The sequence below is a fragment of the Porphyrobacter sp. SLTP genome (genome assembly GCF_009905735.1).
Classification (GTDB): Bacteria; Pseudomonadota; Alphaproteobacteria; order Sphingomonadales; family Sphingomonadaceae; genus Erythrobacter.
In genome coordinates, this window is sequence record NZ_JAAALE010000002.1 from 232,201 (window position 1) to 254,993 (window position 22,793).

The window sequence follows — 22,793 nt, forward strand, 5'->3', positions numbered from 1 at the left end:
CGGTCGCCTATATCGAGACCGCCGAAAACGGCGTGCTGCTAGACATCGACACGCCTGCTGATCTCGCTGCGGCGACACGGGCATGGAACGCCTGCGCGACCTCCGCCACCAGTGACAGTGCCACCTCGCGCGGGGCTTTGCCAAAGCCGTAGAGGCCGATGGGGGCGTGGAGGCGCGCAATCGCCGCCTCGCTCACGCCATGACCGCGCAGCCGTGCGATCCGCGCATCCAACCGCGCCCGTGCACCGATGGCGCCGACATAGAACGCATCGCTTTGCAACGCAGCTGCCAGCCCGCGCTCGTCATCCTCGCGATCATGCGAGAGCACCGCGATCGCCGTCCAGCGGTCCAGCCCGATAGTGGCGAGCGCGCTTGCGGGATCGCTGCGGAGATAGGTGATGCCGGGAAAGGGCACCGCCTCCGGGCCGCCCGGGGCGATCAGCGCCACGTCCCAGCCCATGTCCAGCGCGAGCGTCGCCGCAGTCAGCGTCGCGCCGTCCTCGCCGATCAGCACCAGCCGCAAGGGCGGCGTAAACAGCCGCGTGTAGCGCGCACCGTCCCATGTATCGGAATGCGCCTCGTCACTGGCGGCAGCCAGGCGCGCGCGGCCGTCGCTCGACCACACAACAGGATGGCGCGCGTCCCAGCCAGCCAGCAAGGCCGCGACCGCCGGTTCGTCTGCCGCCACCGGCTCGACCAGCACGGAAATCCCCGATCCGCAGGCGAGCTTGATATCGATCCACGGACTGCCCTCGCCATAGCGCAGCAGACGCGGCGCACCTTCGGCCAGCGCCTCGCGCCCATGGCGTGCAACATCAGCCTCGATGCAGCCGCCCGAAAGGAAACCCCAATAGTCTTTGTCGGTGATGAGCATCTGTGCCCCCACATCGCGCGGAGCCGAACCATCCACCTCGACCAGTGTCGCCAGCGCAAAGCGATCAGGCACAGCTGGGCCTGACCGCAAAACGGCGCGAATATCGTCGATGGGGGCGGCAAGACGCCAGCGGCTCATGGGGATGGGGCTTTCGTGAGAAGCAAGGCCCGCAGCCTAACCCGCTCGCACCCCGCGCGCAATTGCCTGCGCGGCGCGGCGTGATGGGGGCGAAAAGGGGGGAAACCACTGGTCGGGACGAGAGGATTCGAACCTCCGACCCCCACACCCCCAGTGTGATGCGCTACCAGGCTGCGCTACGTCCCGACACCAGTGGAGCGGGGCCTATAGGGGGCATGGTTGGGGCTGGCAAGCGGGTTTGGCGGTGTTTTGCAAGCATCGGCGGCACAGTCCCTCTCGGTTCGCGCGCGAACGGAGAGGGACTTGCGGCTCTGCCTGTGGCCCGTGCACAACGGCCCGGCCCAATCATTGCGACCCGCTTGCAATGCTGCTAGGCGCGCCCACTTGAACGGCAGGGGGGTAACCCTTGCACATCTTTCACGGGATCCTGACGGGCTTAACCTATGACATTCGACCTTCTTGCCGCCGCTGGCGCAGGTGCCGCAGGCGCGCCGCCGGCCTGGATCAGCTTCCTGCCGATCGTCGGCATGATCGCCATCTTCTGGTTCCTGATCATCCGTCCGCAGATGAACCGCCAGAAGCAGCACCAGGCCAAGATCGCCGCCGTCAAGAAGGGCGATCAGGTCGTCACCGCGGGCGGCTTGGTCGGCAAGGTGATCAAGGTCGACGAAACCTACGTCGAACTCGAACTGGGCACCAATGTCCGCGTGAAGGCGATCAAGGCCACGCTGGGCGACATTATCCCGCCGGGCGGCAAGCCCGCCAACGACTGACGCTGTGGCCTGATGCCGCTGCCGTACCTGACCTTATGCGCGTGAGACCCTGACGCAATGCTCGAATTCCCGCTCTGGAAAAAGCTTTGGCTGTGGGGGCTGACACTGGCCGCCGCCGTGCTGGCCTTGCCTTCGCTGTTCAATGTCTCCGGCCTCGACTGGCCCTCGGCTCTGCCCAATCCGCAGGTCAATCTCGGTCTCGACCTTGCGGGCGGCTCGCACCTGCTTCTCGAAGCCCGGGCCGACGATGTTCGCGCCCAGCGGCTGACGAACATGGAAGAAACCGTGCGCCAGCTGATGCGCAACGCCAAGCCGCGCATCCGCATTGGCGATGTCTCGACAGCGGGTGGGCAGCTGTCATTCATGCTGGAAAACGCGGCTGATATCGATCGTGCGCGCGGGCTGATCGAGCCGGTGATGCAGGGCCAGACGACAGTGCGCGAATGGAGCCTCCAGGTGGTGGATGGCCAGCGCATGGTGCTGAGCCAGACCGACGCTGGCGTCAATCAGGCGCTCGACGATGCTATGGACAGCGCGACCGAAGTGGTGCGCCGCCGGATCGACGAGCTTGGCACCCGGGAGCCGACCATCATCCGTCAGGGCTCGACCCGGATCGTGGTGCAGGTGCCCGGCTTGCAGGACCCGGATGCCTTGCGCGAATTGCTCGGCAAGACCGCGCAGCTCGAATTCAAACTGGTCGCCGATCCGGCCGGATCACAGGTCGGCACCGAAACCTTCCCCTATGCGCCCGGCTCCGGCCTTGATGGCCAGTTCGTCACGGTCAACCGGCTCGGCGGCATTCGCGGCGACAATCTGACCGGCGCTCAGGCCGGGGTCGATCCCGAAACCAATCGCAACATCGTCAACATCACCTTCGATTCTCAGGGCGGGGCCAAGTTCGCCAAGCTGACCACTGAGAACGTGGGCAAGCCGTTCGCGATCATCCTCGACAAGCAGGTGCTGTCCGCGCCGACGATCCAGACGCCGATCATCGGCGGCAGCGCGCAGATTTCAGGCAGCTTCACGCCGGAAAGTGCCAACAGCCTCGCGATCAGTCTGCGGTCGGGCGCCTTGCCGGTGCCGCTTACTGTGGTTGAGGAACGCACCGTCGGTCCGGACCTTGGCGCGGACTCGATCCGCAAGGGTCTGCTCGCGATGGCGATCGGCAGCATCGCGGTGATTGCGCTCATGATCGCGACCTATGGCCGCTTCGGCGTCTATGCGACCGTCGCGCTGGTGCTGAACGTGCTGATGCTGCTCGGGCTGATGGCGGCGGGTGGGTTCACTCTGACCCTGCCGGGGATCGCGGGCTTCGTCATCACCATCGGCGCGGCGGTGGACGCCAACGTGCTGATCAACGAACGTATCCGCGAAGAACGCGCGCGGGGCCGCAGGGTCGTTGCCGCGGTGGAGACCGGCTACAAGGAAGCCAGCCGCGCGATCTGGGACGCTAACCTCACCAACGTCATTTCCGGCGTGGCGCTGTTCGCCTTCGGGTCGGGGCCGGTGAAGGGCTTTGCCGTGGTGCTGGTGATCGGCATCATCACCTCGGTCTTCACCGGGGTGACGCTGACCCGCATGTTTGTCGCCGGGTGGCTGCGCAAGGCGCGGCCCAACGACATCACGATTTGAGGAGCAAGCACCCATGAAACTCCTGAAGCTTGTCCCTGACAACACCAACATCAAGTTCCTGAAACTCCGCATCCCCTTCTTCGTGCTCAGCCTGGTGCTGATCTTCGGCAGCTGGGCCGCGGTGCTGGTCAATGGCCTCAATTTCGGGGTCGATTTCGCCGGCGGTCAGGAAGTCCGCATGACTTTCAAGGAGCGCGAGACTGCGCCGATCCCGTCCTTGCGCGAGCTGGTCGGCGGGCTCGGCTATGGCGAGCCGGTGGTGCAGGAATTCGGCGCTCCCAACCAGGTCTCGATCCGCGTCTCGCTACCCGAAGGCACCGAGAACACGCCGGGCGCTGCCACCGCCATCGGCGACAAGGTGATCGCAGCGATCGCCAAGGAATATCCCGACGCGCGCAAGGACGGCAATGACACCGTTTCGGGCAAGGTCGCGGGCGAGTTCCGCGATCAGGCGATCCTCGCATTGCTGGCCGCGATGGCGGCGGTTTCGGTCTATATCTGGATCCGGTTCGAATGGCAGTTCGGCGTCGGCGCGATGTTCGCGCTGGTGCATGACGTGTCGGTCACGGTGGGCCTGTTCGCGCTGACGCAGATGGAGTTCAGCTTGCAGATCGTCGCCGCGATCCTTGCGATCATCGGCTATTCGCTCAACGACACCATCGTCGTCTATGACCGCATCCGCGAGAACCTGAAGAAGTATCGCAAGATGCCGCTGGGTGAACTGCTCGACCTTTCGGTCAACGAGACGCTGGCGCGCACGGTGATGACCTCGCTGACGCTGTTCATCGCGCTGATCCCGCTGCTGATCTTCGGCCCGCCGAGCCTGTTCGGCATGGTCGCCGCGATCACCGTCGGCCTGTTCATCGGCACCTATTCGTCGATCTACATGGCGGGCCCGCTGCTGATCTGGATGGGCGTGACCTCGACCAGCTTCGTGCCGACCGAGACAGCGACGGACCGTCAGGACAAGCTGGCACGCGGCGAAGGGTAGGGCTTTTCTTGCGCCTCCCCATCCCGTTGGGACGGGGAGGGACTTTACGCCGTCAGCCGCTCGTAATGCGCGGCCAGTGCTGCGGCATTGGCTTCCCAGCTGAATGCTTCCGTCAGCGCTGCCACCGCCTCGCGCGCGGGCGGGTTGGCGAGCACTGCGTTGATCCCCGCCGCCACGGCTGAAGGATTGCGCGCCACCAGCCGGCCGGCGGTATCGCAGGAAATCAGCTCGCGCGCGCCGCCGACATCGCTCGTCACCACCGGCGTCCCGCAGGCGAGCGCTTCGACCCAGGCATTGGCTAGCCCTTCGCTCACAGTCGGCAGCACCATGACATCCGCCGCCGACAGGATCAGCGGCATCAGATCGTGGTCGATCGAGCCGGCAAAGTGCACCCGCTCTGCCACGCCCTCACTCACCGCCAGCGCGCGCAGCCGTGCCTCGTCCTCGCCCTTGCCGATTAGCACCAGTCGCGCACCGGGAATGTCGCGCAAGGCGGGGATCGCGATCCCCTGACCCTTGCGTTCGATCAGCGCGCCGACACAGGCGAGCAGCGGGGCATTGTCGGGCATCTCGAAGCCCAGTTCGCGGCTCAGTTGCGCGCGCAATTGGGTGTGGCCGAACGGCCGGAACCGGTCGCGATCAAGCCCGGTGTAATGCACCGTGATCCGCTCCGCATCCATGCCCATCGCCGCCATCTGCCCCGCCAGATCGCGGCTGACGGCGAGCATCCCGGTGGCTGTGCGCGCGGCGTCGAGCATCTGCTTTCGGGCAAAGTCGTGCTCACCCCAGAAGCTGATGTCGCTGCCCCGTGCCTTGATCGACAGCGGCAAGCCCATCGCCCGCGCGATATCGGCGGCGGCGGGGCCATCGGGGAAGAAGAATTGCGCGTCGAGCATGTCGATGGGCGTTGCGGCATGGATGCGGCGCGCCAGCGGCAGGCACGCGCGGGCGATAGCCCCGGCGTTGCGGCGCGCGCCGATGCGCGGAATCAGGGTGAAGCGCGGGCGGTGGACGATGATGCCACCTTCCTCGCTCACCTCGGGCAGATCGGCGAGCGGGCGATAGCGGCCCAAAGCGAGCGGCGGCAGGCCGATGGGGTTGACCAGTGTCACCCGCCAATCGCCGCGCTTGGCCAGCGCCTCGAGCGACCGCGCCACAAAGGTGCCGAACCGCGGGTTGACCGGATTGGGATAGAGCGTCGAGAGGGCGAGGACGTGTTTCATCGCCCGTTCCTCACAGCGGCCTGACCAGCATGAAGGCGACCGCAATCCATGCCGGATTGTCGACCACCACCTGCTTCTGCCCTGCGCCCGGTGGGAGCAGGCCGACCAGCGTACCGCGCCGGTCGATCAGCCGCCCGAAGGCAAAGCGTCCGCCGGGGCGGGGCAGCAAGCAATCGCGGTTGATCGCGTTCGCCGTGTCGGCGGGATCAAGCGGACGCAGCCACACCAGATCGCCGGGCCGATATTCGCCGACGCTGTCCTTCACCGCCAGCACCAGCGGGGCCGGGCCATCTTCGGCGGCAAAATCGCTCGGCAGCAAGGCCTCGCGCGGGGCGGTCAGCGCTTCGGGACCGCTGGCAGCGAGCTCGGCAACGATTTGCGCAGGCGCGGCCGTTTCGGCGCGCATCAGGCTGGCTGGCTCGACGCCGAGTGCGGCAGCGATGCGGTTCATCCAGGTGAGCGAAAGCTGGCGCATCCCGGTTTCTAGCCGCCCGATGGTCTGCGCCGTGGTCGGCGGCTCGCAGGCGGCGGCCACATCGGCCAGCGTCAGCCCTTTGGCCTTGCGGATGTCGCGAATGCGGTTGGTCATATCACGCCCTCAAGTAGCATAGCGGTAGGCGCACAAGAACGCGCTTGGATTAACCGAATTGGTTTTTTCTTTCCTACAGATGTGCGCGCTTGGCAAGTCGCTTCTCGTTCAGCAAGCGGAGGATATGCCATGAAGCGCCAGTTGGTCGAACGCGAACTTACCCCTGAAGGCCCGCGCCGGGGGGCGATCAAAGGCGGAGCAAAACCGCGCCGCACGGTGACCGTCAATGTCGCCGAAAGCCCGCTCGTCTGGCTGCATGCGCGCGGGCATCTTGCCGATCGCTTACTGGATGCGGGCGAGGCGTTGCGGTCCGATTTTGAACGGGCGCAACTCTCGCCCAGCGTGACGATGCGGTGGGACCCCGTGCGGGTGAAATCTACTGTTGAGCGCGGGCTGGCGGCAAGCGAGCGCCAAGTCGCGGCCCGCCAACGCTTCGACGGAGCGATCAAGGCGGCAGGGCGCGGGCTGGAGGACATTCTGTGGCGCGTGGTCTGCGCGGGCGAAGCTCTTCCGGACGCAGAAAAGACCCTCGGCTGGCCCGCGCGCAGCGGCAAGCTGGTGTTGCGGATCGCGCTGGAACGGGTGGCGGAATTCTACCGGATCACGTGACCCGGCGTAGTCAGGCGCCGGCGTCGCTGAAGAACCGTTCTTCGGCAATCTTCCCATCTCTGACGGTGTAGAGGCCAATCTCCACTGCCTGCACCCGCTCGCCTTGCATCGTCACGTCCATGCTGAAGCGCAATGCGAACTGGTTGCCGTGAACATAGGGGCCTTCGGCAGTGAAACCGTGCATTTCGGCGTTGGCTTCCCACCATGCATGTTTGGCGAGCAGGGCCTCCCGCCCCTCGGTGCGGCTGCCTTCTCCTTCATGCGGTTCGATGCTGACGATGTCATCGGCCCACATGGCCCGATAGGCCTGTGCGTCATCGGCGCGGATGGCGGCGGTGAATTGCTTGGCGACGTGTTCGATCGACATAATGATCCCTCCTCGCACAGCCTATCTCGGCAATATGGCAAAATCGCGGTCAGCCGAGCAGTGCTGCGACCCGGCGACGAAGTTGCGGCAGAATGTCGCGTTCGAACCACGGGTGTTTGGCCATGAACAGGCGGGAGCGCCACGCAGGGTGGGGCAGGGCCACAAACGGCCAATCGTCATCGAAGCGGCTGACCCGTTCGGCAAGCGAGAGGCGCTTGAGATGTGGCAGATAGCGCGCCTGCGCATAGGTGCCGACCAGCAGGGTCAAGCGCTCGGGTGGGAGCAGGCCGAGCACCGCCTCATGCCACTGCGGCGCGCATTCCTTGCGCGGCGGGGCGTCTCCGCCGCTGGCCTTGCCGGGGTAGCAGAAGCCCATAGGCACCAGCGCCACCTGCGCCGGATCGTAGAAGGTCGCTTTGTCCAGCCCCAGCCAGCCGCGCAGCCGGTCGCCGCTGTCGTCGTCCCACGGCACGCCGCTGGCATGAACCTTGGTGCCGGGGGCCTGACCGATGATGAGCAGGCGGCTGGTGGCAGAAAAGTGCGCGATGGGCCGGGGGCCGAGCGGGAGGTGCTCGGCGCACAACGTGCAGGCCGCGATCCGCGCCCGCAGCGCTTCGACATGGTCCCCCGGTGCGGGGGCGCTCACCCCTCGACCAGCTCGGCCAGCATCAGCCAGCGTTCTTCCGCCGCGTCCTTTTCCGCCCGGGCGTTTTCGATGCCCTTGCTGATGGTTGCGAACCTTTGCGGGTCTTTCGCGTAGAGCTCGGGATCGTTCAGCAGTGCTTCGCCCTTGGCGATGACACCTTCGAGCTCCGCGATCCGCGCTGGCAGGATCTCGTAATCGCGCTGGTCTTTGTAGGACAGCTTGGGCGCGGCGCCGGGCTTTGAAGGTGGCGCCTTTGGTTGGCCATCGGTTGCATCATTTGGTCGCGTTTGCGCACGGTCAGAGCCGGTTCGTCCCGCATTGGTTGGCGCTTTGCGCTTGGCCTCCCAATCGGCATAGCCGCCCGCCACAATGTCCACCTTGCCGGACCCATCAAGGCCCAGAGTGACCGTCACCGTCCGGTCGAGAAAGTCGCGGTCATGGCTGACGATCAGCACCGTCCCGTCAAAATCGGCGATGACTTCTTGCAGCAGATCAAGGGTTTCGAGGTCGAGATCATTGGTCGGCTCGTCCAGCACCAACAGGTTGGCGGTGCGGGCAAATTCGCGCGCCAGCAACAGGCGGGAGCGTTCGCCGCCCGACAGAATGCCGATCTTGGTATCGACCAGACCGGGATCGAACAGGAAGTCCTTGAGGTACGCCTGAACGTGCTTGCGCACCCCGCGAACATCGACCCAGTCGCCCCCTTCGGCGACAATCTGGCGCACGGTCGCGCCAGGCTCAAGCAGCTTGCGCTGCTGGTCGATCATTACCCCTGTCAGAGTGCGGGCGTGGGTGACGCTGCCGGTGTCGGGCTCCAGTTCCTTGGTGAGCAATTTCAGCAAGGTGGTCTTGCCCGCGCCGTTCGAGCCGACGATCCCGATGCGGTCGCCGTTCTGGATACGCAAAGTGAAGGGCTTGATGATCGCGCGGTCACCGTAGGATTTGGAGATGTTCTCAGCGACGATCACCGACTTCGATTTGAAGTCATCATCGCTGGACAGCTTGAGCTTCGCCGTTCCCGCGCCCGAGATCATCGCCGCTCGCGCCGCGCGCATCTGGTAGAGCTTCTCCAGCCGCCCTTGATTGCGCTTGCGCCGCGCGGTCACCCCGCGTTCGAGCCAGTGCGCCTCCAGCTTCAGCTTGGCGTCCATCCGCTCCGCCGCGCGGGCTTCCTCGGCATAGACCTGTTCTTCCCACGCCTCGTACCCGCCGAAGCCGACCTCCTTGCGGCGCAGCGTGCCGCGGTCGAGCCACAGGGTGGCGCGGGTCAGGCGGGTGAGGAAGGTGCGGTCATGGCTGATGGTAATGAAGGCACCGCGATAGCGCGACAGCCAGTCCTCCAGCCAGTCGATCGCGGCCAGATCGAGGTGGTTGGTCGGCTCGTCGAGCAGGATGAGATCGGGGTCCTGCGCCAAGGCGCGGGCAAGCGCGGCACGGCGGCGTTCCCCGCCGCTGGCGGTTGCGGCCTCGCGGCTCATGTCGATGCCGAGCTGGCCGGCGATGGCCTCGACCTCGTGCCGTTCCGGCGGCAATTCTCCGCCGAGCGCGAAGTCCATCAGCGTTTCCGCACCGCCGAAATCCGGGTCCTGTTCCAGAAACACGATCCGCGTCCCCGGCTTGATCCGCCGCGCGCCGCGGTCGGCATCGATCCGCTCCATGATCAGCCGCAGCAGCGTGGTTTTGCCTGCGCCGTTCCGCCCGATCAGCGCCAGTCGGTCACCCGGCAGCACGTGGAGATCGATGGGTGCCGCGCCGCTGGTGGGGGTCGGACCGCCGAACAGCCAGCGCCCGCCTTGCTGCAATGCGATGCCTTCGAGCGAGAAGATGGGAGGCTGTGCCATGGGATGCGCCAAGTAGGGGCTTGCCCCCCGCGCCACAAGAGCGCGTTTTCGTCCGGTTCAGTGCAGCGAAAGCTGGACGGGTGCAGAGGCGCGACCAATCGGAGGAATACTTACCATGATGAAACCCGCCATTGCCTTTATTGCCGCCTCGGCGCTGACGCTTCCCGCAGCGGCGCTTGCCGCCAATGTCGATATTGCCGCGACCGGCCCGGTGGTCGAACTCAACGTCTATGAAAGCGTTGATGTCGCCCCGGATACGGCCACCATCGGTGCAGGTGTCACCACGGAAGCGCCGACCGCGACCGAGGCCTTGCGCCAGAACTCGGCCGAGATGCAGAAGGTGATCGCGCGGATCAAGGCGCTGGGCGTGGCCGAGAAGGACATCCAGACCACCGGCATCAACCTGAACGCGCGCTATGATTACGATCAGGCCACCCAGCGCCAGGTGTTCCGCGGCTATATGGCCTCGAACCGGGTGAGTGTGATCCTGCGCAAGATCGACGACACCGGCCGCGTGCTCGACGCGCTGGTCGAAGCCGGGGCGAATGACATCAACGGGCCGAGCTTCAGCATCGATGATGACACCGCCGCCAAGGACGCCGCCCGCAAGCGCGCGGTCGAGCGGGCTCAGGCGCAGGCCAAGGCCTATGCCGCGATGCTCGGCTATGACGGGGCCAAGGTGTTGGCGATCAGCGAAGGGATGACCGGCAACAGCCCCATGCCGCAGATGGCGGAAATGCGGTTGAGCGCCACGAAGGTCGATGCTGCGCCGGTCCAGCCGGGTATGGTTCAGGCCGGAGTGAACATTTCGATCACTTACGAACTGGTCAAGAATAGCGGCTCGCCCGCGAAGTAGTGCCATTCACGACTTGTTCAATGGACATCAGCTAGGCATGATCCTGTCATGAAACGCTTTCCCGCCCTGATCCTTGGTTCACTGGCCGCTGCGGCACTGGTGACTGCGCCCGCTGCGGCGCAGCAGGATCAGACGCGCGGGGATCAGGGTGAGGCCCGGCGCGAAGCGCAGGCGGGCAACATCATGCGTTCGGGCGAGATCGAGGCAAAGATCCTGCCGATGATGAAGGGCGCCGAATATCTCGGGTTTGCCTATGATTCGACCGCGCGGGCTTATCGGCTCAAGTTCATCAAGGATGGCCGCGTCACCCATGTCGATGTGGACGCCCGCACCGGGCGGATCATCGGCCGTTCGCGCTGACGGGCGGGCGGATATGCTTTTTCATCGGGGGAAAGCAGCGGCACAGGCGCGCGGCGCTTGCTTGACGCGTGAGCGGCAAAAGCGCACGACCCGGCGCAACATTAAGCTTGGAAATGGTGGATCATGCGCATTCTGATCGTCGAAGACGAACCGACCCTTGGCGCACAGCTCAAATCGACGCTTGAGGGGCAGGGCTATGCTGTCGACCTTTCGGTCGATGGTGAGGACGGGCACTTCATGGGCTCAACCGAGGATTACGACGCGGTGGTGCTCGACCTGGGCCTGCCCGAGATCGACGGGTTGACCGTGCTGGGCATGTGGCGGCGCGAAGGGCGCAGCTTCCCGGTGCTGGTGCTGACGGCGCGTGACAGCTGGTCGGACAAGGTCGCAGGGCTCGATGCGGGCGCGGATGATTACCTCGCCAAGCCGTTCCAGACCGAAGAGCTGATCGCCCGCCTGCGTGCGCTGATCCGCCGCGCTTCGGGCAATACCTCGTCGGAACTCACCGCGGGCGACGTGCGGCTGGACACCCGTTCTGGCCGCGTCACGCTGGACGGCGAGCCGGTCAAGCTGACCGCGCAGGAATACAAGCTGCTGAGCTACCTGATGCACCACAAGGGCAAGGTGGTCAGCCGCACCGAATTGATCGAGCACATCTACGATCAGGATTTCGACCGCGATTCCAACACCATCGAAGTCTTCGTCACCCGTATTCGCAAGAAGCTTGGCGCAGACGTGATAACGACCATCCGTGGCCTCGGTTACAGCCTCGACGACCCCGCCGACCAGCCGCGCGCCTGAGGCGGCGGCCCTCGGCGGCGATGCACCTGTCGTCTTGCCCGCGGGCGAGGCTGGGGGTGTGCCGGATGACGTGAGCACAGCCACCACACCGCAACCGCGCGCCAGTCTTGCCCGGCGCATGGGGCTGATCGCGGCGGGGTGGATTTTCGTGCTTCTGCTTGGCGGTGGCATCGCGCTCGAACGCACGCTGACGACGCAGGTCGAAGCCAATTTCGACGAACAGCTCGACTACATCCTGACCGCCATGATCGCGTCTGCCGAAATCGACGCGAGCGGCGAGGTCTATTTCTATCGCACTCTCGGCGATCAGCGTTTTCTTGAGCCGGGGAGCGGGCTGTACTGGCAGATCAGTGGCGGCAATTACGAACCCTGGCCCTCGCGCAGCCTGTGGGACCGCACCCTGAAGCTGCAAGGTGCTGACACCAAGGGCGACCATTTCGACAGCGATATCCATTTCTACAACTCGGACCAGTTCAAGGGCGAGCCGCTGCGCCTTGCCGAACGTACCGTGATCCTGCCCGGCAGCGAAACGCGCTGGACCTTCGCCGTCGCCAGCGCGACCGAGCAGATGGACACGCAGATCGGGCGGGTGCGGCTGATCCTGATCTGGAGCTTTGCGGTGCTCGGGCTGGGCCTGCTGGTGATGGCACTGCTCCAGATCCGCTACGGCCTTTCGCCCTTGCGCCGCGTGCGGGCGGCGATCCAGAACCTGCGCACTACCGGCGCGAACCGCATCACCGAGCCGCTGCCGCTGGAAGTGCAGCCGCTGGTGGAGGAATTGAACGCGCTGCTCGAACATTCCGAGCGGCAGGCCGAAGAAGCGCGCCGTCATGCGGGCAATCTCGCCCACGCCTTGAAGACCCCGCTGACTGTGCTGACCAATGCCGCCACCGCCCGCGCGCCTGACCTTGGCGAGGCGGTGATGCGTGAGACCCGCACGATGCAGCGCCATGTCGACCACCACTTGGCCCGCGCCCGCGCCGTCGGCCGCCGCGCGGTCGGCCATGCGCGGACCAATGTCATGGCCAGCGCCGAAGCCGTGCGCCGCGCGGTTGAGCGGCTCTATCCCGATGGCCGGCTCGACATCGCCGGTGACCGCAACGCCGCCGTCTCGCTTGAGCGGCAGGACCTCGACGAACTGCTCGGCAACCTGATCGAGAACGCGGCCAAATATGGCGGCGGTTCCGTTTTCGTCACCGTCGATCCCGATGAGGCCGGGGTCCCTCGCGATCCCAAGATGTGTCTGATCTGGGTCGAGGATGACGGCACCGGCATTCCCGAGGCCGAGCGGATCCGCATTTTTGACCGCGGCGTCCGGCTCGATACCGACAAGCCGGGCACCGGCCTTGGCCTGGCGATCGTGCGCGATGTGGCGGAGATTTACGGCGGCAGCGTCACTCTGTCCGAGAGCGAGGATCTCGGCGGCTTGCTGGTCGAACTGCGCCTGCCACGCGCCACTTGACGCAGGCCGCGAAGGGTTTTCGCAAGGCCCGCGTTGTAAGCGCAACGGACTAAGCCTGTTCACACGCAAACGGGGCCCTTTGCGCCAAGATATGAACGCCAGCAGCGAGCCTTTGACCTCTGCTCTGCGCATCGCCGATCCGGGCGATGATGCGGCATTGGCGGCACGGCTCGCGGCGCGCGATCCGGCGGCGCTGCGCGAGGTGATCGCTTGCCACGGCGCCGCGCTTCACCGCGCCTGTTACCGGATGACCGGCGATGGCCATGAGGCTGAGGATATTGTGCAGGAAGCCTGTTTGCGATTGTGGGATCAGGCACCGAAGATCGCGGCGCGCCATCCTATTGGCAGTCAGGCAGCGGCAACGCTGAGGCTGGGCGGCTGGCTGCAACGGGTGGTCACCAACCTCGCGATTGACTGCCTGCGCCGCACCCGGCGGCTGTCGGACGGCGAGGTGCCGGACAGCGCGGACGACACTCCGCTCGCCGATACGCTGATCGAAGCGGGCGAGCGTGATGGCACCGCCCGCGCACTGATCATGGCGCTGCCCGAACGGCAACGTGCCGCGATTGTGCTGACCTATTACGAAGAATTGCCCAATGCCGAAGCGGCCGAGGCAATGGACATGAACATCAAGGCGTTCGAGAGCCTGCTGCACCGCGCCCGCGCGGCCTTGCGGCAGGCGTGGACGGCGCAGGGAGACGCGCCATGAGCGTGAGTGAACAGGATCAGGGCGCGCCCGTCATTCCCGGTAGCCCGCTGGCCCGGGTGCTGGACGATTATGCCGTGCCGGGCCTCTCCGCCGGGTTTGCCGACCGGGTACTCGCCGCCGCCGAGGTGCGTCCTGCGCCGTTGCCGGAATTGCGCCAACAGCGGCGTTGGCGCGGCTGGCGGCTGGGGCGGGGGATCGCCCTCGGCATCGCCAGCTTCGGCGCGCTCGCCACGGCTGCGGCGGCGACAGGCTTGCTCCAGCAATTCGACATTCCTGTCCCCTCGGCGGAAAAGGTCTGGGCCAGCATTACCGGCAAGCCGCCAGCCCGCGCCGCGGCACCCGCACCCGTGATCGCCGCGGCACCGGACACCGCCAGCGAACCGGCGAGCCTAGCACAGGTCGAGATTGTCGGCCCGGTCGATACGCCTGAGGAACTCAGCGAAGCTTTCCGCCGGATCGATGAAGTACGCGCGGGGCGCTACGCCACCCGGCGCGAGAATATCACCCAGCGCATCGACAACGCCATTGCGCAGCGCCGCGCCGCGGGGCTCCCGGTGCCGACGCCGGAGGAAGAAGCGGCTTTCCGCCAGCGTGTCGAGGAAGCGCAGGCCCGCCGCCAGCAGCTTGCCGATGAGCGTCTCGCCGCACGGCGTGCGGAGATGGAGCGCAAGGTTGCAAACGGCGAGGCGTTGACCCGCAAGGGCATCGTCCAGCCGCTGCGCGACGATGCCCGCGCGCCCGAACGATTGCGGCAGTTGCGGCGTATGTCGCCCGAACAGCGGCGCGAGGCTCTGCGCCAACTGCCGCCGGAAGAACGCCGCGTGCTGATGGAGGAATATCGCGCCCGCCGCCAAGGCCCGGCAGTGCCGACGCCCGCAGTCCCAGCCGACAGCCCGCCCGCTGAGCAAGAAGGCGCAGGCACCGGGACGCGTGATCCGCGCTGATCCTTTTCCTGCCCAATTCACTCTCGGTTCATAGCGCTCAAGCGATTGAAAGCGCGTCCCAAACCGGAGAAATGCCGGCATGAACCCGATCCGCCCCAGCATGATCCTCGTCGCGGCGCTACTCGGCGGATGCGCCACCGGTGACCCGCTGGAAGGCCAGCGCACCGTGTTCAGCAATCCCTACGTTGCGCCGGTGATCGACCAGACGGGAGTTGGCCCCGAATGCAATCGCGCGCGGGGGCAGGATGCGACCTGTTTGGGCGTGCCGCTGACCCGCAAGGCGCGGGGCAACAGCATCGGCGATGGCAGCTATGATAGATACAACCGCAACCAACGGCGTGTTCTGCGCGAACGGGCGGAATTGCTGAGGCAGATCAGCGAGCAGCAACGGCAAGAGCAATTGGCCCCGCCGCCTCCGCCGCCCGAACCGACTTTGCCCACTGCCGCCGAAGACAGCGGCAGGCCTTAGCCCGCAGCTGCACGCTCGTGATGGCGGATCACTTCGTCGATGATGAAGCGCAGGAACTTCTCGGAGAATTCGGGATCGAGATCGGCCTCTTCCGACAGCTTGCGCAGCCGCGCGATCTGCCGCGCTTCACGGTCAGGATCGGCCGGGGGCAGGGTCATCTTGGCCTTGTACTCGCCCACGGCTTGCGTGATCCGAAACCGCTCGGCGAGCATGTGGATCAGCGCGGCATCAATATTGTCGATGCTCTTGCGGAAGGCAGCGAGCTTCGGATCGGGCTCGCCCGGAGTTTGCGTTTTGTCGGACATCGGCTGCGAAACTAGCAGCAATTCTGCGCTTGCCAAGCACGCTGGGGCCGCCCTAGAGCCGCAGGCAGCATGAGTGCCGATATCATTCCCCTGCCGCGCAAGGCGCCGACACTCGATCCGATGCTGTCGCTGACGGCTGCGGGCATGAACTCCGTCAACGCGGTGATTCTTGAACGGATGCAGAGCGAGATCCCGCTGATCCCGCGGCTGGCTGGCCACCTGATCTCGGGCGGGGGCAAGCGGCTGCGACCGATGCTGACGCTCGCGGGCGCAGAACTGGTCGGCTACAAGGGCACACGCCACTACAAGCTCGCCGCTGCGGTTGAGTTCATCCACACCGCCACGCTGCTGCACGATGATGTCGTGGACGGCAGCGAGCTCCGGCGCGGAAAGGCAGCGGCCAATATCATCTTCGGCAATCCGGCGACCGTGCTGGTCGGCGACTTCCTGTTCAGCCGCGCTTTCGAACTGATGACCGAGGATGGGTCCTTGCGCGTCCTCTCGATCCTCGCCCGCGCCAGCGCGGTGATCGCGGAAGGGGAAGTCTCGCAGCTTTCCGCCCAGCGCCAGATCGCCACCAGCGAGGAGCAATACCTCCACATCATCGGCGCCAAGACAGCCGCGCTGTTCGCCGCCGCCAGCCAGATCAGCGCCGTGGTGGCGGAATGTTCGGAAGAACAGGAACGCGCGCTGGAAAGCTATGGCCGCAATCTTGGCGTTGCCTTCCAGCTGGTCGACGATGCGATCGACTACGATTCCGACGCTGCGGAAATGGGCAAGGATCAGGGTGACGATTTTCGCGAGGGCAAGATGACCCTGCCCGTGATCCTCGCCTATGCCCGCGGGAACGAGGAAGAGCGCAAGTTCTGGAAGGACGCGATCATCGGGCATCGCACCTCGGACGACGATCTCGCCCATGCGATTGCCCTGATCGGCAAGCACAACGCCTTGGAAGACACCCGCGAACGCGCCCGTCACTTCGCGCACCGGGCGATCGACGCAATCTCGATCTTCCCTGATGGCAAGGCCCGTCAGGCGATGGCCGAAGCGGCGCAATTCGCGGTCGCGCGCGGGCATTGATCGGGGTAACGGGCGGGGCATGATCCCCGACCTGCCCATCCACGCCGTCCTGCCGCAGATCCGCGCCGCGCTGGCGGGCGAGGGTGCCGCCGTACTGATCGCGCCGCCGGGGGCGGGCAAGACCACCGCGGTTGCTCCCGATTTGCTGAGCCAGCCGTGGTGCACCGGCCAGATCATCCTCACCTCGCCCCGCCGCGTCGCCGCTCGCGCTGCGGCCGAGCGCATGGCTGAGATGCTGGGCGAAAAGCCCGGCGAGACCGTCGGCTATTTGACCCGGCTCGACAGCAAGGTTTCTGCCAAGACCCGAATCCTTGTGGTCACTGAAGCGATCCTGGTGAACCGGCTGGTCGACGATCCCGAGCTTTCCGGCGTCTCGGCCCTGCTATTCGACGAGGCGCACGAACGCGCGCTCGACAGCGATCTTAGCCTCGCACTGGCGCTCGAAACCCGCGCCGTGCTGCGCGACGACCTGCGCGTGCTGGTGATGTCGGCGACGATTGATGGTGCGCGGTTTGGCCGGTTGCTGGGCGAAGGTGCGGCAATCATCGAAAGCGAAGGGCGCAGTTTTCCGCTGGCAATAAAATGGCTTGGCGGCGATGCTTCGCAAAAGATTGAAGACCGGATGGCCGCAGCTGTGCTCACTGCATGGCGCGAGGAAACGGGCGACATCCTCGCCTTCCTCCCCGGCGTGCGCGAGATCGAGCGGGTCCGCGAACGGTTGGAGCCGCGACTGAAGGACGTGCCGATCCATGCGCTCCACGGCCAGATCGAACCCGCCGCCCAGCGCGCTGCGATCCGTCGCGATTCCGAAGGCCGTCGCCGGATCGTGCTCGCCACCGCGATTGCCGAGACCTCGCTGACGCTGGACGGGGTAAGCGTGGTCGTGGACTCGGGCCTCGCGCGGCTGGCCGAGTTCGACCGCGCAGCAGGCTCCACTCACCTCATCACCCGCCGGGCCAGTCAAGCTTCGGCAGCGCAGCGGGCCGGGCGGGCGGCGCGGCAAGGGCCGGGTGTGGCCTATCGACTGTGGGAAGAGGCTGGCCATGCTGGCCGTCCGGAATTCGCACCGGCTGAAATCATGCAGGCTGACCTCGCCCCTTTGCTGCTGCGGCTGGCCAAGTGGGGGACTGCCAATCCGCAAGCGCTGCCGTGGCTCGATCCGCCGCCCGAGGCTTCTGTCGCTACGGCGCGCGGGGCGCTGGAGGCCTTGGGCGCACTGGATACCGGCGGGCGGATCACGCCGCTGGGAGAAGCGATTGCCAGCCTGCCGATGGCGCCCGATCAGGCCGCTGCCGTGCTCCACGGAGCGAGCGCGGGCTGCGGCGAGGATGCGGCGCGGCTTATCATGCTGTTGCAGGAACGCGGTCTTGGGGGGCGGGGCGAAGACCTCCTGCAACGCCTCACGCGCTGGCGCGGCGACCGGGCACCGCGCAGCGTGGCGGCAGCGCGGATTGCGGAGGGCTGGGCGCGGCAGGCGGCGAAGCTGGCGCAGGTGATCGGGGATAGTTCTGCGGCCGACGCCGCCGAAGCGCTCGCACTCGCGCGCCCCGATTTCGTCGCGCGGCGGCGCGACCAGTCCGGCGAGAACTGGCTCAGTGCCGGGGGCAGGGGCTACCAGCTCGACCCCGCCTCGCCGTTGGCCCGCGCCGAGTGGATCGTGATCGGCGATGCGCAGGGGCAGGCCAAGGGCGCTCGGATTACCGCTGGAGCGGAAATCGCAGCCGACCGGATTGCTGCGTTATTTGCCAGTGAATTGCAGGAACGAATCACAACCCGCTGGAATAGTGACAAAGATCGAGTCGAGGCGCGGCGCGAGCGGCGACTTGGGGCCATCGTGCTGGCGAGCGTCCCCGAGCCCGCGCCCGATCCGGGACTGCTTGTGGATATCCTTGTGGGCAAGGCTGTGGAGCGGCTGGAGGACATGCTGCCCCAAGGCTTCCTCGCCCGCGCGCGCTTTGCCGGGGTCAAGGCGCTCTCGCGCGAGGCCCTGCGCGACCGGGCGACGGAATGGCTGGCACCGCTGATCACCGGGCGGCGCGACCTTGAATTGCCCCCCCATCGCTTCGCCGAGGCCGCGCTGGGCCTGCTCGACTGGAACACGCGCCAGCAGCTCGAAAGCGCCGCGCCGACGCATTTCACCTCGCCCGCCGATTCGCGGCACGCCATCGACTATGCGGGCGATGATGCGCCCAGTGTCGAGGTGCGGGTGCAAGCGCTGTTCGGGCTGGATGTGCAGCCGATGATCGGTCGCACGCCCTTGCTGCTCAAACTGACCAGTCCCGGCGGCCGTCCCGTCCAGTCGACCCGCGATCTGCCCGGTTTCTGGCGTGGCAGTTGGCGCGATGTGGTCAAGGACATGAAGGGCCGCTATCCCAAGCACCGCTGGCCGGATGAGCCATGGTTGGAAAAGCCGAGCCTCAAGACCAAAAACGCCTTCAACCGCAGCGATTCGTGATCTAAGGGGCTGAGCATGAGTGCACGTATCTATCAGAAGACCAAGCACGCGATGCAGTTCGGCAAAGCCCACACCGATGAGTGGGTGCTGGAGTTCGAGCAATCCGAAGCGCGCTTCGCCGATCCCCTGATGGGTTGGACCGGTAGCGCCGACACGCAGTCGCAGGTGAACCTGACCTTCCCCTCGAAGGATGCGGCAAAGGCCTATGCCGAAAAGTACGGCATCGCCGCCCGCGTCCATGCGACCCCGCCCAAGCGGCTCAAGCTGCAAGCCTACGCTGATAACTTTCGTTAGGCCCTCAAGCGCCGGGCGGCGGGCGTCCGCCCGCCTTGGCTACGCGGCATAAGCCGCGGCGGGCGTTTGCCCTTGCGGCCCTGCGGGCCGATTTTTTCGCTTAGTTGATTTTCTGTTCGACCCGCGCCATATGCTCGCGTGGGAGTCGGGTGGACGTTTGCGTCCGCTCACCGAGTCAGGTCCGGAAGGAAGCAGCTCAGGTGGATTGCGGCGGGTCGCTCGGCTCCTTTTTCACCCCGATCGCGGCGATGCGCACCATGACAAAGCGGGTTTGAACGCCTAGCTTGTCCGCATGACCGATTCCGATCCCGATCTGCCTGAGGACACTGACACCGGCCCGACCGCAGCGGAGCTGGAGGCGGCTGGGCAGAATGCCTTGTTCGGTGATCTTGCGCCGCCATCGCCAGTACCGTCCACGCCCGCGCCAGAACCGGTCCTGCCTGTTTCGGCCCCAGCCTCTTCGCCCGTTGCCGCCGCGCAGCCGTACCGCGTGCTGGCGCGCAAATACCGCCCGCAGACTTTCTCGGAATTGATCGGGCAGGAAGCGATGGTGCGAACCCTCGCCAATGCCATCGCGCGCGACCGGCTCGCCCATGCCTTCCTGATGACCGGCGTGCGCGGGGTCGGCAAGACCTCGACCGCGCGGCTGATCGCCAAGGCATTGAACTGCGTCGGGCCGGACGGGCAGGGCGGGCCGACCATTGATCCATGCGGGGTGTGCGAGGCCTGCACGGCCATCGCCGAGGGGCGCCATATCGACGTGATCGAGATGGACGCGGCTTCCAATACCGGCGTCGACGACGTGCGCGAGATCATTGAGCAGGTGCGCTACGCCGCCGTATCGGCGCGCTACAAGATCTATATCATCGACGAAGTTCACATGTTGTCTCGCAATGCTTTCAATGCTTTGCTAAAGACACTTGAGGAACCACCTCCGCATGTGAAGTTCCTGTTTGCCACCACCGAAGTCGACAAGCTGCCGGTCACGGTGCTGAGCCGCACCCAGCGGTTCGATCTGCGCCGTATCCCCGCGCCCATGCTGGCGGAGCACTTCGCCAAGGTGTGCCGGTTGGAGGGGGTCGAGGCCGAAGCCGAGGCGCTCAGCATCATCGCCGCCGCCGCCGAAGGATCGGTGCGTGACGGGCTTTCCATTCTCGATCAGGCGATCGCTCACGCGGACCTTGATGGCGAGGGCCAAGTCAGCGGCAGCCGGGTGCGCGACATGCTTGGCCTCGCGGACAAGAGCGCGCAGCGCCGCGTGCTGGGCCATATTTTGTCAGGCGATGCCAAGAGTTTGCTGGCGGCCGTTGATGAGCAATATGCGCTCGGCGTTGAGCCGCTGGCCTTGATCCGCGCGTTGATGGACCTGACGCACCGCGTGACGCTGGCGCAGGTTTCGGGCGGCGAACCCGATGCGCCAGCCGAGGAAGAGCGCGCCGCGCTCGCCGACTTCGCGGCAAGGCTGGGTGCGGGTGAATTGCACCGGCTGTGGCAATTGCTGCTCAAGGGGCATGACGAAGTGCGCACCGCGCCCGATCCGCTCGTTTCGCTCCAGATGGCGCTCCTGCGCATCCTCCACGCGGCGCAGATGCCCGATCCCGGCAAGCTCGCGCGGCGGATCGAGGAGATTGCAGCCATCGGGTTTGCCGCTTCTTCCCCCGCCGCTGCTGAGGGTGCCGCGCCCGCTGCCGCACCTGTCGCAGCCTCGCCCGTGCAGGATTGGGCCGCGCTGGTCGAGGCGGTCGATGCCGCAGGCCAGCTCCGCGTTGCCCAGATGATGCGCGACCGGGTGCGGGTGATCGAACTCGCTGGCGAACGGCTGGTCTATCAGCAGGCCGACAATTTCCCCGACGATCCCGCGCCCGACATCCGCGAGGCGCTGTTCAAGGTCACCGGCAAGCGCTGGCTGATCGAACGCGGCACAGGGGCCGCGCAGCCGAGCTTGCGCGAAGTCGCCGAGGCCGACGCGGCTGCCGAGGATGCGCGCATCCGGTCCGATCCGCTGGTCAAGGCCGCGTTCGAGGCCTTTCCCGATGCCGAACTGATTACCCCCGCCAAAGTCGCCACCGGCGCTGGCAATCCCCCCTGGAATTGAGGAGTCCCCCGCAATGAAATCGATGGAAGAGATGATGGCCGCGGCCCAGCAGGCCGCAGAGACCATTCAGAAACAGATGAACGAGATGCAGGTGAAGCTGGACTCGATTGAGGTCGAAGGCACCGCAGGCGGTGGCCTCGTGAAGGTCCGCGCAAGCGCCAAGGGCCGGATTCTCGGTGTCAGCATCGATGACAGCCTGATGGTGCCGGACGACAAGCAGATCCTTGAAGACCTCGTCACCGCCGCCTTCAACGACGCGCGCGACCGGGCAGACCGGGTTTCCGATCAGCAAATGCGCGAAATGCAGGGTTCGATGGGCCTGCCGCCGGGGTTCAACCTGCCCGGCTTGGGGTAAGGGATGATCCGACACGACTTCGCGATGAAGCTGAGCCTCGCGCATCGCGCGGGGCTGGTCGGATTGGCGATCGCTGTTGAGACGGCACTCTCGTCGCTGATCCTGTATCTGCCGATCCGGGGCGATGAAGTTCCGAATAGCGGGGCTGCATGAGTGGGGACGACATCCTCGCCCAGATCACCTTTACTGGCACCATCGTCGAATGGCGGGGCCCGGCGCCGTTTCTGTTCGTGCCGGTCCCTGACGAGCACGTTGCGGACCTGCGCTATGCCGCGCGCGAGGCGAGCTATGGCTGGGGTTGTCTCCCCGCCACCGCGCGGATTGGCGATACCGACTTCAACACCTCACTGTTTCCGCGCGGCGAGACCTATTTTCTGCCCGTGAAGGTCGCGGTGCAGCGCGTTGAAGGGGTGGGCCTAGGCGACCGGGTCACAGCCATGATCGCAATTCGCCAGCGCTGATCCTACACAATCCGACGACCAAAGCCGGGCCGTGCCGGGGCCTGAGCTTTGGCTGGGCGTCGAGCAGATGATGGTGCAGCGGGCAGGCGGGCTGCCTGCTGCGGGGCATCCTCGGGCGAGGCCGGGGCGGTGGCCTGCCGACTTTCGAGATAGCGCGCGATTACGGCATCAGCATCAAAATCGCTGGTCACCTCGCCTTGGTCGCTGGCCAAACGCTGAGCGGGCCGCGCGTTGGACGAGGCTTTGCTCTGCCGCCGGTCGAATGCCCCCGACCACACCGCCGCAATCCCGCTGCGAAAACCGCGGTACATGCAATATTGTCCTGCCGCCAAAACCAGCAGCGCCGGGATATACAGCGGCAGGCGTTCGGATGCCTGGGCTGACAGATCGCCCATGCCCTCAACCACCTTGGCCAGCCAGGACAAGGCAAGGCCAGCAACAATCCAAGCAATCGGTTTCATCGC

Annotated in this window: 26 protein-coding genes, 1 tRNA gene and 1 other RNA gene; 19 read left to right on the top strand and 9 right to left on the bottom strand. The window is 66.1% G+C overall.

Features of this window, described 5'->3' with window-relative positions:
• Window positions 1-7: 7 nt before the first annotated feature.
• Both GVM20_RS02465 and GVM20_RS02470 read right to left on the bottom strand, forming a co-directional pair.
• Complete coding sequence (locus tag GVM20_RS02465) at window positions 8-1,012, bottom strand: XdhC family protein (RefSeq protein ID WP_166545710.1); 1,005 nt, start codon at window positions 1,010-1,012, stop codon at window positions 8-10.
• A 109-nt stretch (window positions 1,013-1,121) separates the two neighbouring features.
• Window positions 1,122-1,198, bottom strand: a tRNA-Pro gene (locus GVM20_RS02470).
• A 257-nt stretch (window positions 1,199-1,455) separates the two neighbouring features.
• Between GVM20_RS02470 and yajC the strand changes: the two genes are divergently transcribed.
• The 3 genes from yajC to secF are packed head-to-tail and all read left to right on the top strand — an operon-like array spanning window position 1,456 to window position 4,408.
• The gene (yajC, locus tag GVM20_RS02475) at window positions 1,456-1,785 is read left to right on the top strand and encodes a preprotein translocase subunit YajC (protein WP_166545711.1); all 330 of its coding nucleotides are present in this window, start codon (window positions 1,456-1,458) and stop codon (window positions 1,783-1,785) included.
• A 57-nt stretch (window positions 1,786-1,842) separates the two neighbouring features.
• On the top strand, window positions 1,843-3,417 hold the full coding sequence (secD, locus tag GVM20_RS02480) for a protein translocase subunit SecD (protein WP_166545712.1): 1,575 nt from the start codon (window positions 1,843-1,845) through the stop codon (window positions 3,415-3,417).
• 13 nt (window positions 3,418-3,430) lie between these two features.
• Window positions 3,431-4,408 carry a protein translocase subunit SecF gene (gene secF / locus GVM20_RS02485; protein ID WP_166545713.1) on the top strand — a complete coding sequence of 326 codons (978 nt, stop codon included), beginning with the start codon at window positions 3,431-3,433 and terminating at the stop codon, window positions 4,406-4,408.
• 44 nt (window positions 4,409-4,452) lie between these two features.
• Here secF and GVM20_RS02490 read toward each other — a convergent pair whose 3' ends face one another.
• On the bottom strand, window positions 4,453-5,631 hold the full coding sequence (locus GVM20_RS02490; protein WP_166545714.1) for a glycosyltransferase: 1,179 nt from the start codon (window positions 5,629-5,631) through the stop codon (window positions 4,453-4,455).
• A 10-nt stretch (window positions 5,632-5,641) separates the two neighbouring features.
• Window positions 5,642-6,220 (bottom strand): helix-turn-helix domain-containing protein, encoded by a 579-nt coding sequence (locus tag GVM20_RS02495; RefSeq protein ID WP_166545715.1) that lies wholly within the window; start codon window positions 6,218-6,220, stop codon window positions 5,642-5,644.
• A gap of 129 nt (window positions 6,221-6,349) precedes the next feature.
• Here GVM20_RS02495 and GVM20_RS02500 point away from each other — a divergent pair, with 129 nt between their 5' ends.
• Window positions 6,350-6,829, top strand: a complete 480-nt coding sequence (locus GVM20_RS02500; protein ID WP_166545716.1) for a DUF6456 domain-containing protein — start codon at window positions 6,350-6,352, stop codon at window positions 6,827-6,829.
• Between the two features lie 10 nt (window positions 6,830-6,839).
• Here GVM20_RS02500 and GVM20_RS02505 read toward each other — a convergent pair whose 3' ends face one another.
• The 3 genes from GVM20_RS02505 to GVM20_RS02515 are packed head-to-tail and all read right to left on the bottom strand — an operon-like array spanning window position 6,840 to window position 9,683.
• Window positions 6,840-7,196: a nuclear transport factor 2 family protein gene (locus GVM20_RS02505; protein ID WP_166545717.1), complete on the bottom strand. Its 357-nt coding sequence runs from the start codon at window positions 7,194-7,196 to the stop codon at window positions 6,840-6,842.
• A 49-nt stretch (window positions 7,197-7,245) separates the two neighbouring features.
• Window positions 7,246-7,842, bottom strand: a complete 597-nt coding sequence (locus GVM20_RS02510) for a uracil-DNA glycosylase family protein (protein WP_166545718.1) — start codon at window positions 7,840-7,842, stop codon at window positions 7,246-7,248.
• Window positions 7,839-9,683 (bottom strand): ABC-F family ATP-binding cassette domain-containing protein, encoded by a 1,845-nt coding sequence (locus GVM20_RS02515; RefSeq protein ID WP_166545719.1) that lies wholly within the window; start codon window positions 9,681-9,683, stop codon window positions 7,839-7,841. Before GVM20_RS02515 ends, GVM20_RS02510 begins: the two co-directional genes overlap by 4 nt.
• 115 nt (window positions 9,684-9,798) lie before the next feature.
• Between GVM20_RS02515 and GVM20_RS02520 the strand changes: the two genes are divergently transcribed.
• The 7 genes from GVM20_RS02520 (at window position 9,799) to GVM20_RS02550 (ending at window position 15,284) form a co-directional block, all read left to right on the top strand.
• Complete coding sequence (locus tag GVM20_RS02520) at window positions 9,799-10,539, top strand: SIMPL domain-containing protein (protein ID WP_199799406.1); 741 nt, start codon at window positions 9,799-9,801, stop codon at window positions 10,537-10,539.
• Window positions 10,540-10,587: 48 nt separating this feature from the next.
• The gene (locus GVM20_RS02525; RefSeq protein ID WP_166545720.1) at window positions 10,588-10,899 is read left to right on the top strand and encodes a PepSY domain-containing protein; all 312 of its coding nucleotides are present in this window, start codon (window positions 10,588-10,590) and stop codon (window positions 10,897-10,899) included.
• A gap of 123 nt (window positions 10,900-11,022) precedes the next feature.
• Window positions 11,023-11,700 carry a response regulator transcription factor gene (locus GVM20_RS02530; RefSeq protein ID WP_160760637.1) on the top strand — a complete coding sequence of 226 codons (678 nt, stop codon included), beginning with the start codon at window positions 11,023-11,025 and terminating at the stop codon, window positions 11,698-11,700.
• The gene (locus GVM20_RS02535) at window positions 11,651-13,162 is read left to right on the top strand and encodes a sensor histidine kinase (protein ID WP_353653093.1); all 1,512 of its coding nucleotides are present in this window, start codon (window positions 11,651-11,653) and stop codon (window positions 13,160-13,162) included. The genes GVM20_RS02530 and GVM20_RS02535 overlap by 50 nt, the downstream gene beginning before the upstream one ends.
• Window positions 13,163-13,253: 91 nt before the next feature.
• Window positions 13,254-13,871 (top strand): RNA polymerase sigma factor, encoded by a 618-nt coding sequence (locus tag GVM20_RS02540; RefSeq protein ID WP_166545721.1) that lies wholly within the window; start codon window positions 13,254-13,256, stop codon window positions 13,869-13,871.
• On the top strand, window positions 13,868-14,815 hold the full coding sequence (locus tag GVM20_RS02545) for a hypothetical protein (protein ID WP_166545722.1): 948 nt from the start codon (window positions 13,868-13,870) through the stop codon (window positions 14,813-14,815). The genes GVM20_RS02540 and GVM20_RS02545 overlap by 4 nt, the downstream gene beginning before the upstream one ends.
• Before the next feature lie 79 nt (window positions 14,816-14,894).
• Window positions 14,895-15,284: a hypothetical protein gene (locus GVM20_RS02550; RefSeq protein ID WP_166545723.1), complete on the top strand. Its 390-nt coding sequence runs from the start codon at window positions 14,895-14,897 to the stop codon at window positions 15,282-15,284.
• Here the strand turns inward: GVM20_RS02550 and GVM20_RS02555 are convergent.
• Complete coding sequence (locus tag GVM20_RS02555; protein ID WP_166545724.1) at window positions 15,281-15,589, bottom strand: chorismate mutase; 309 nt, start codon at window positions 15,587-15,589, stop codon at window positions 15,281-15,283. The two genes, GVM20_RS02550 and GVM20_RS02555, sit on opposite strands and share 4 nt — an antisense overlap.
• Window positions 15,590-15,658: 69 nt before the next feature.
• Here GVM20_RS02555 and GVM20_RS02560 point away from each other — a divergent pair, with 69 nt between their 5' ends.
• The 8 genes from GVM20_RS02560 (at window position 15,659) to GVM20_RS02595 (ending at window position 22,329) form a co-directional block, all read left to right on the top strand.
• The gene (locus GVM20_RS02560; protein ID WP_166545725.1) at window positions 15,659-16,669 is read left to right on the top strand and encodes a polyprenyl synthetase family protein; all 1,011 of its coding nucleotides are present in this window, start codon (window positions 15,659-15,661) and stop codon (window positions 16,667-16,669) included.
• A gap of 19 nt (window positions 16,670-16,688) precedes the next feature.
• Entirely contained in the window at window positions 16,689-19,124 is a 2,436-nt protein-coding gene (gene hrpB / locus GVM20_RS02565) for an ATP-dependent helicase HrpB (protein WP_166545726.1), read from the top strand.
• A 15-nt stretch (window positions 19,125-19,139) separates the two neighbouring features.
• Window positions 19,140-19,418, top strand: coding sequence for an ETC complex I subunit (locus GVM20_RS02570; RefSeq protein ID WP_166545727.1), 279 nt, complete (start codon window positions 19,140-19,142; stop codon window positions 19,416-19,418).
• Between the two features lie 138 nt (window positions 19,419-19,556).
• Window positions 19,557-19,651, top strand: an RNA gene (gene ffs, locus GVM20_RS02575) — signal recognition particle sRNA small type.
• 59 nt (window positions 19,652-19,710) lie between these two features.
• The gene (locus tag GVM20_RS02580; protein ID WP_166545728.1) at window positions 19,711-21,513 is read left to right on the top strand and encodes a DNA polymerase III subunit gamma/tau; all 1,803 of its coding nucleotides are present in this window, start codon (window positions 19,711-19,713) and stop codon (window positions 21,511-21,513) included.
• Window positions 21,514-21,526: 13 nt separating this feature from the next.
• The gene (locus GVM20_RS02585; protein ID WP_160760646.1) at window positions 21,527-21,868 is read left to right on the top strand and encodes a YbaB/EbfC family nucleoid-associated protein; all 342 of its coding nucleotides are present in this window, start codon (window positions 21,527-21,529) and stop codon (window positions 21,866-21,868) included.
• A gap of 3 nt (window positions 21,869-21,871) precedes the next feature.
• Window positions 21,872-22,021, top strand: coding sequence for a hypothetical protein (locus tag GVM20_RS02590; RefSeq protein WP_166545729.1), 150 nt, complete (start codon window positions 21,872-21,874; stop codon window positions 22,019-22,021).
• The gene (locus tag GVM20_RS02595) at window positions 22,018-22,329 is read left to right on the top strand and encodes a DUF1905 domain-containing protein (RefSeq protein WP_166545730.1); all 312 of its coding nucleotides are present in this window, start codon (window positions 22,018-22,020) and stop codon (window positions 22,327-22,329) included. Before GVM20_RS02590 ends, GVM20_RS02595 begins: the two co-directional genes overlap by 4 nt.
• 2 nt (window positions 22,330-22,331) lie before the next feature.
• Here the strand turns inward: GVM20_RS02595 and GVM20_RS02600 are convergent, their stop codons facing one another.
• Window positions 22,332-22,790: a hypothetical protein gene (locus GVM20_RS02600; RefSeq protein ID WP_166545731.1), complete on the bottom strand. Its 459-nt coding sequence runs from the start codon at window positions 22,788-22,790 to the stop codon at window positions 22,332-22,334.
• Between the last annotated feature and the right edge of the window lie 3 nt (window positions 22,791-22,793).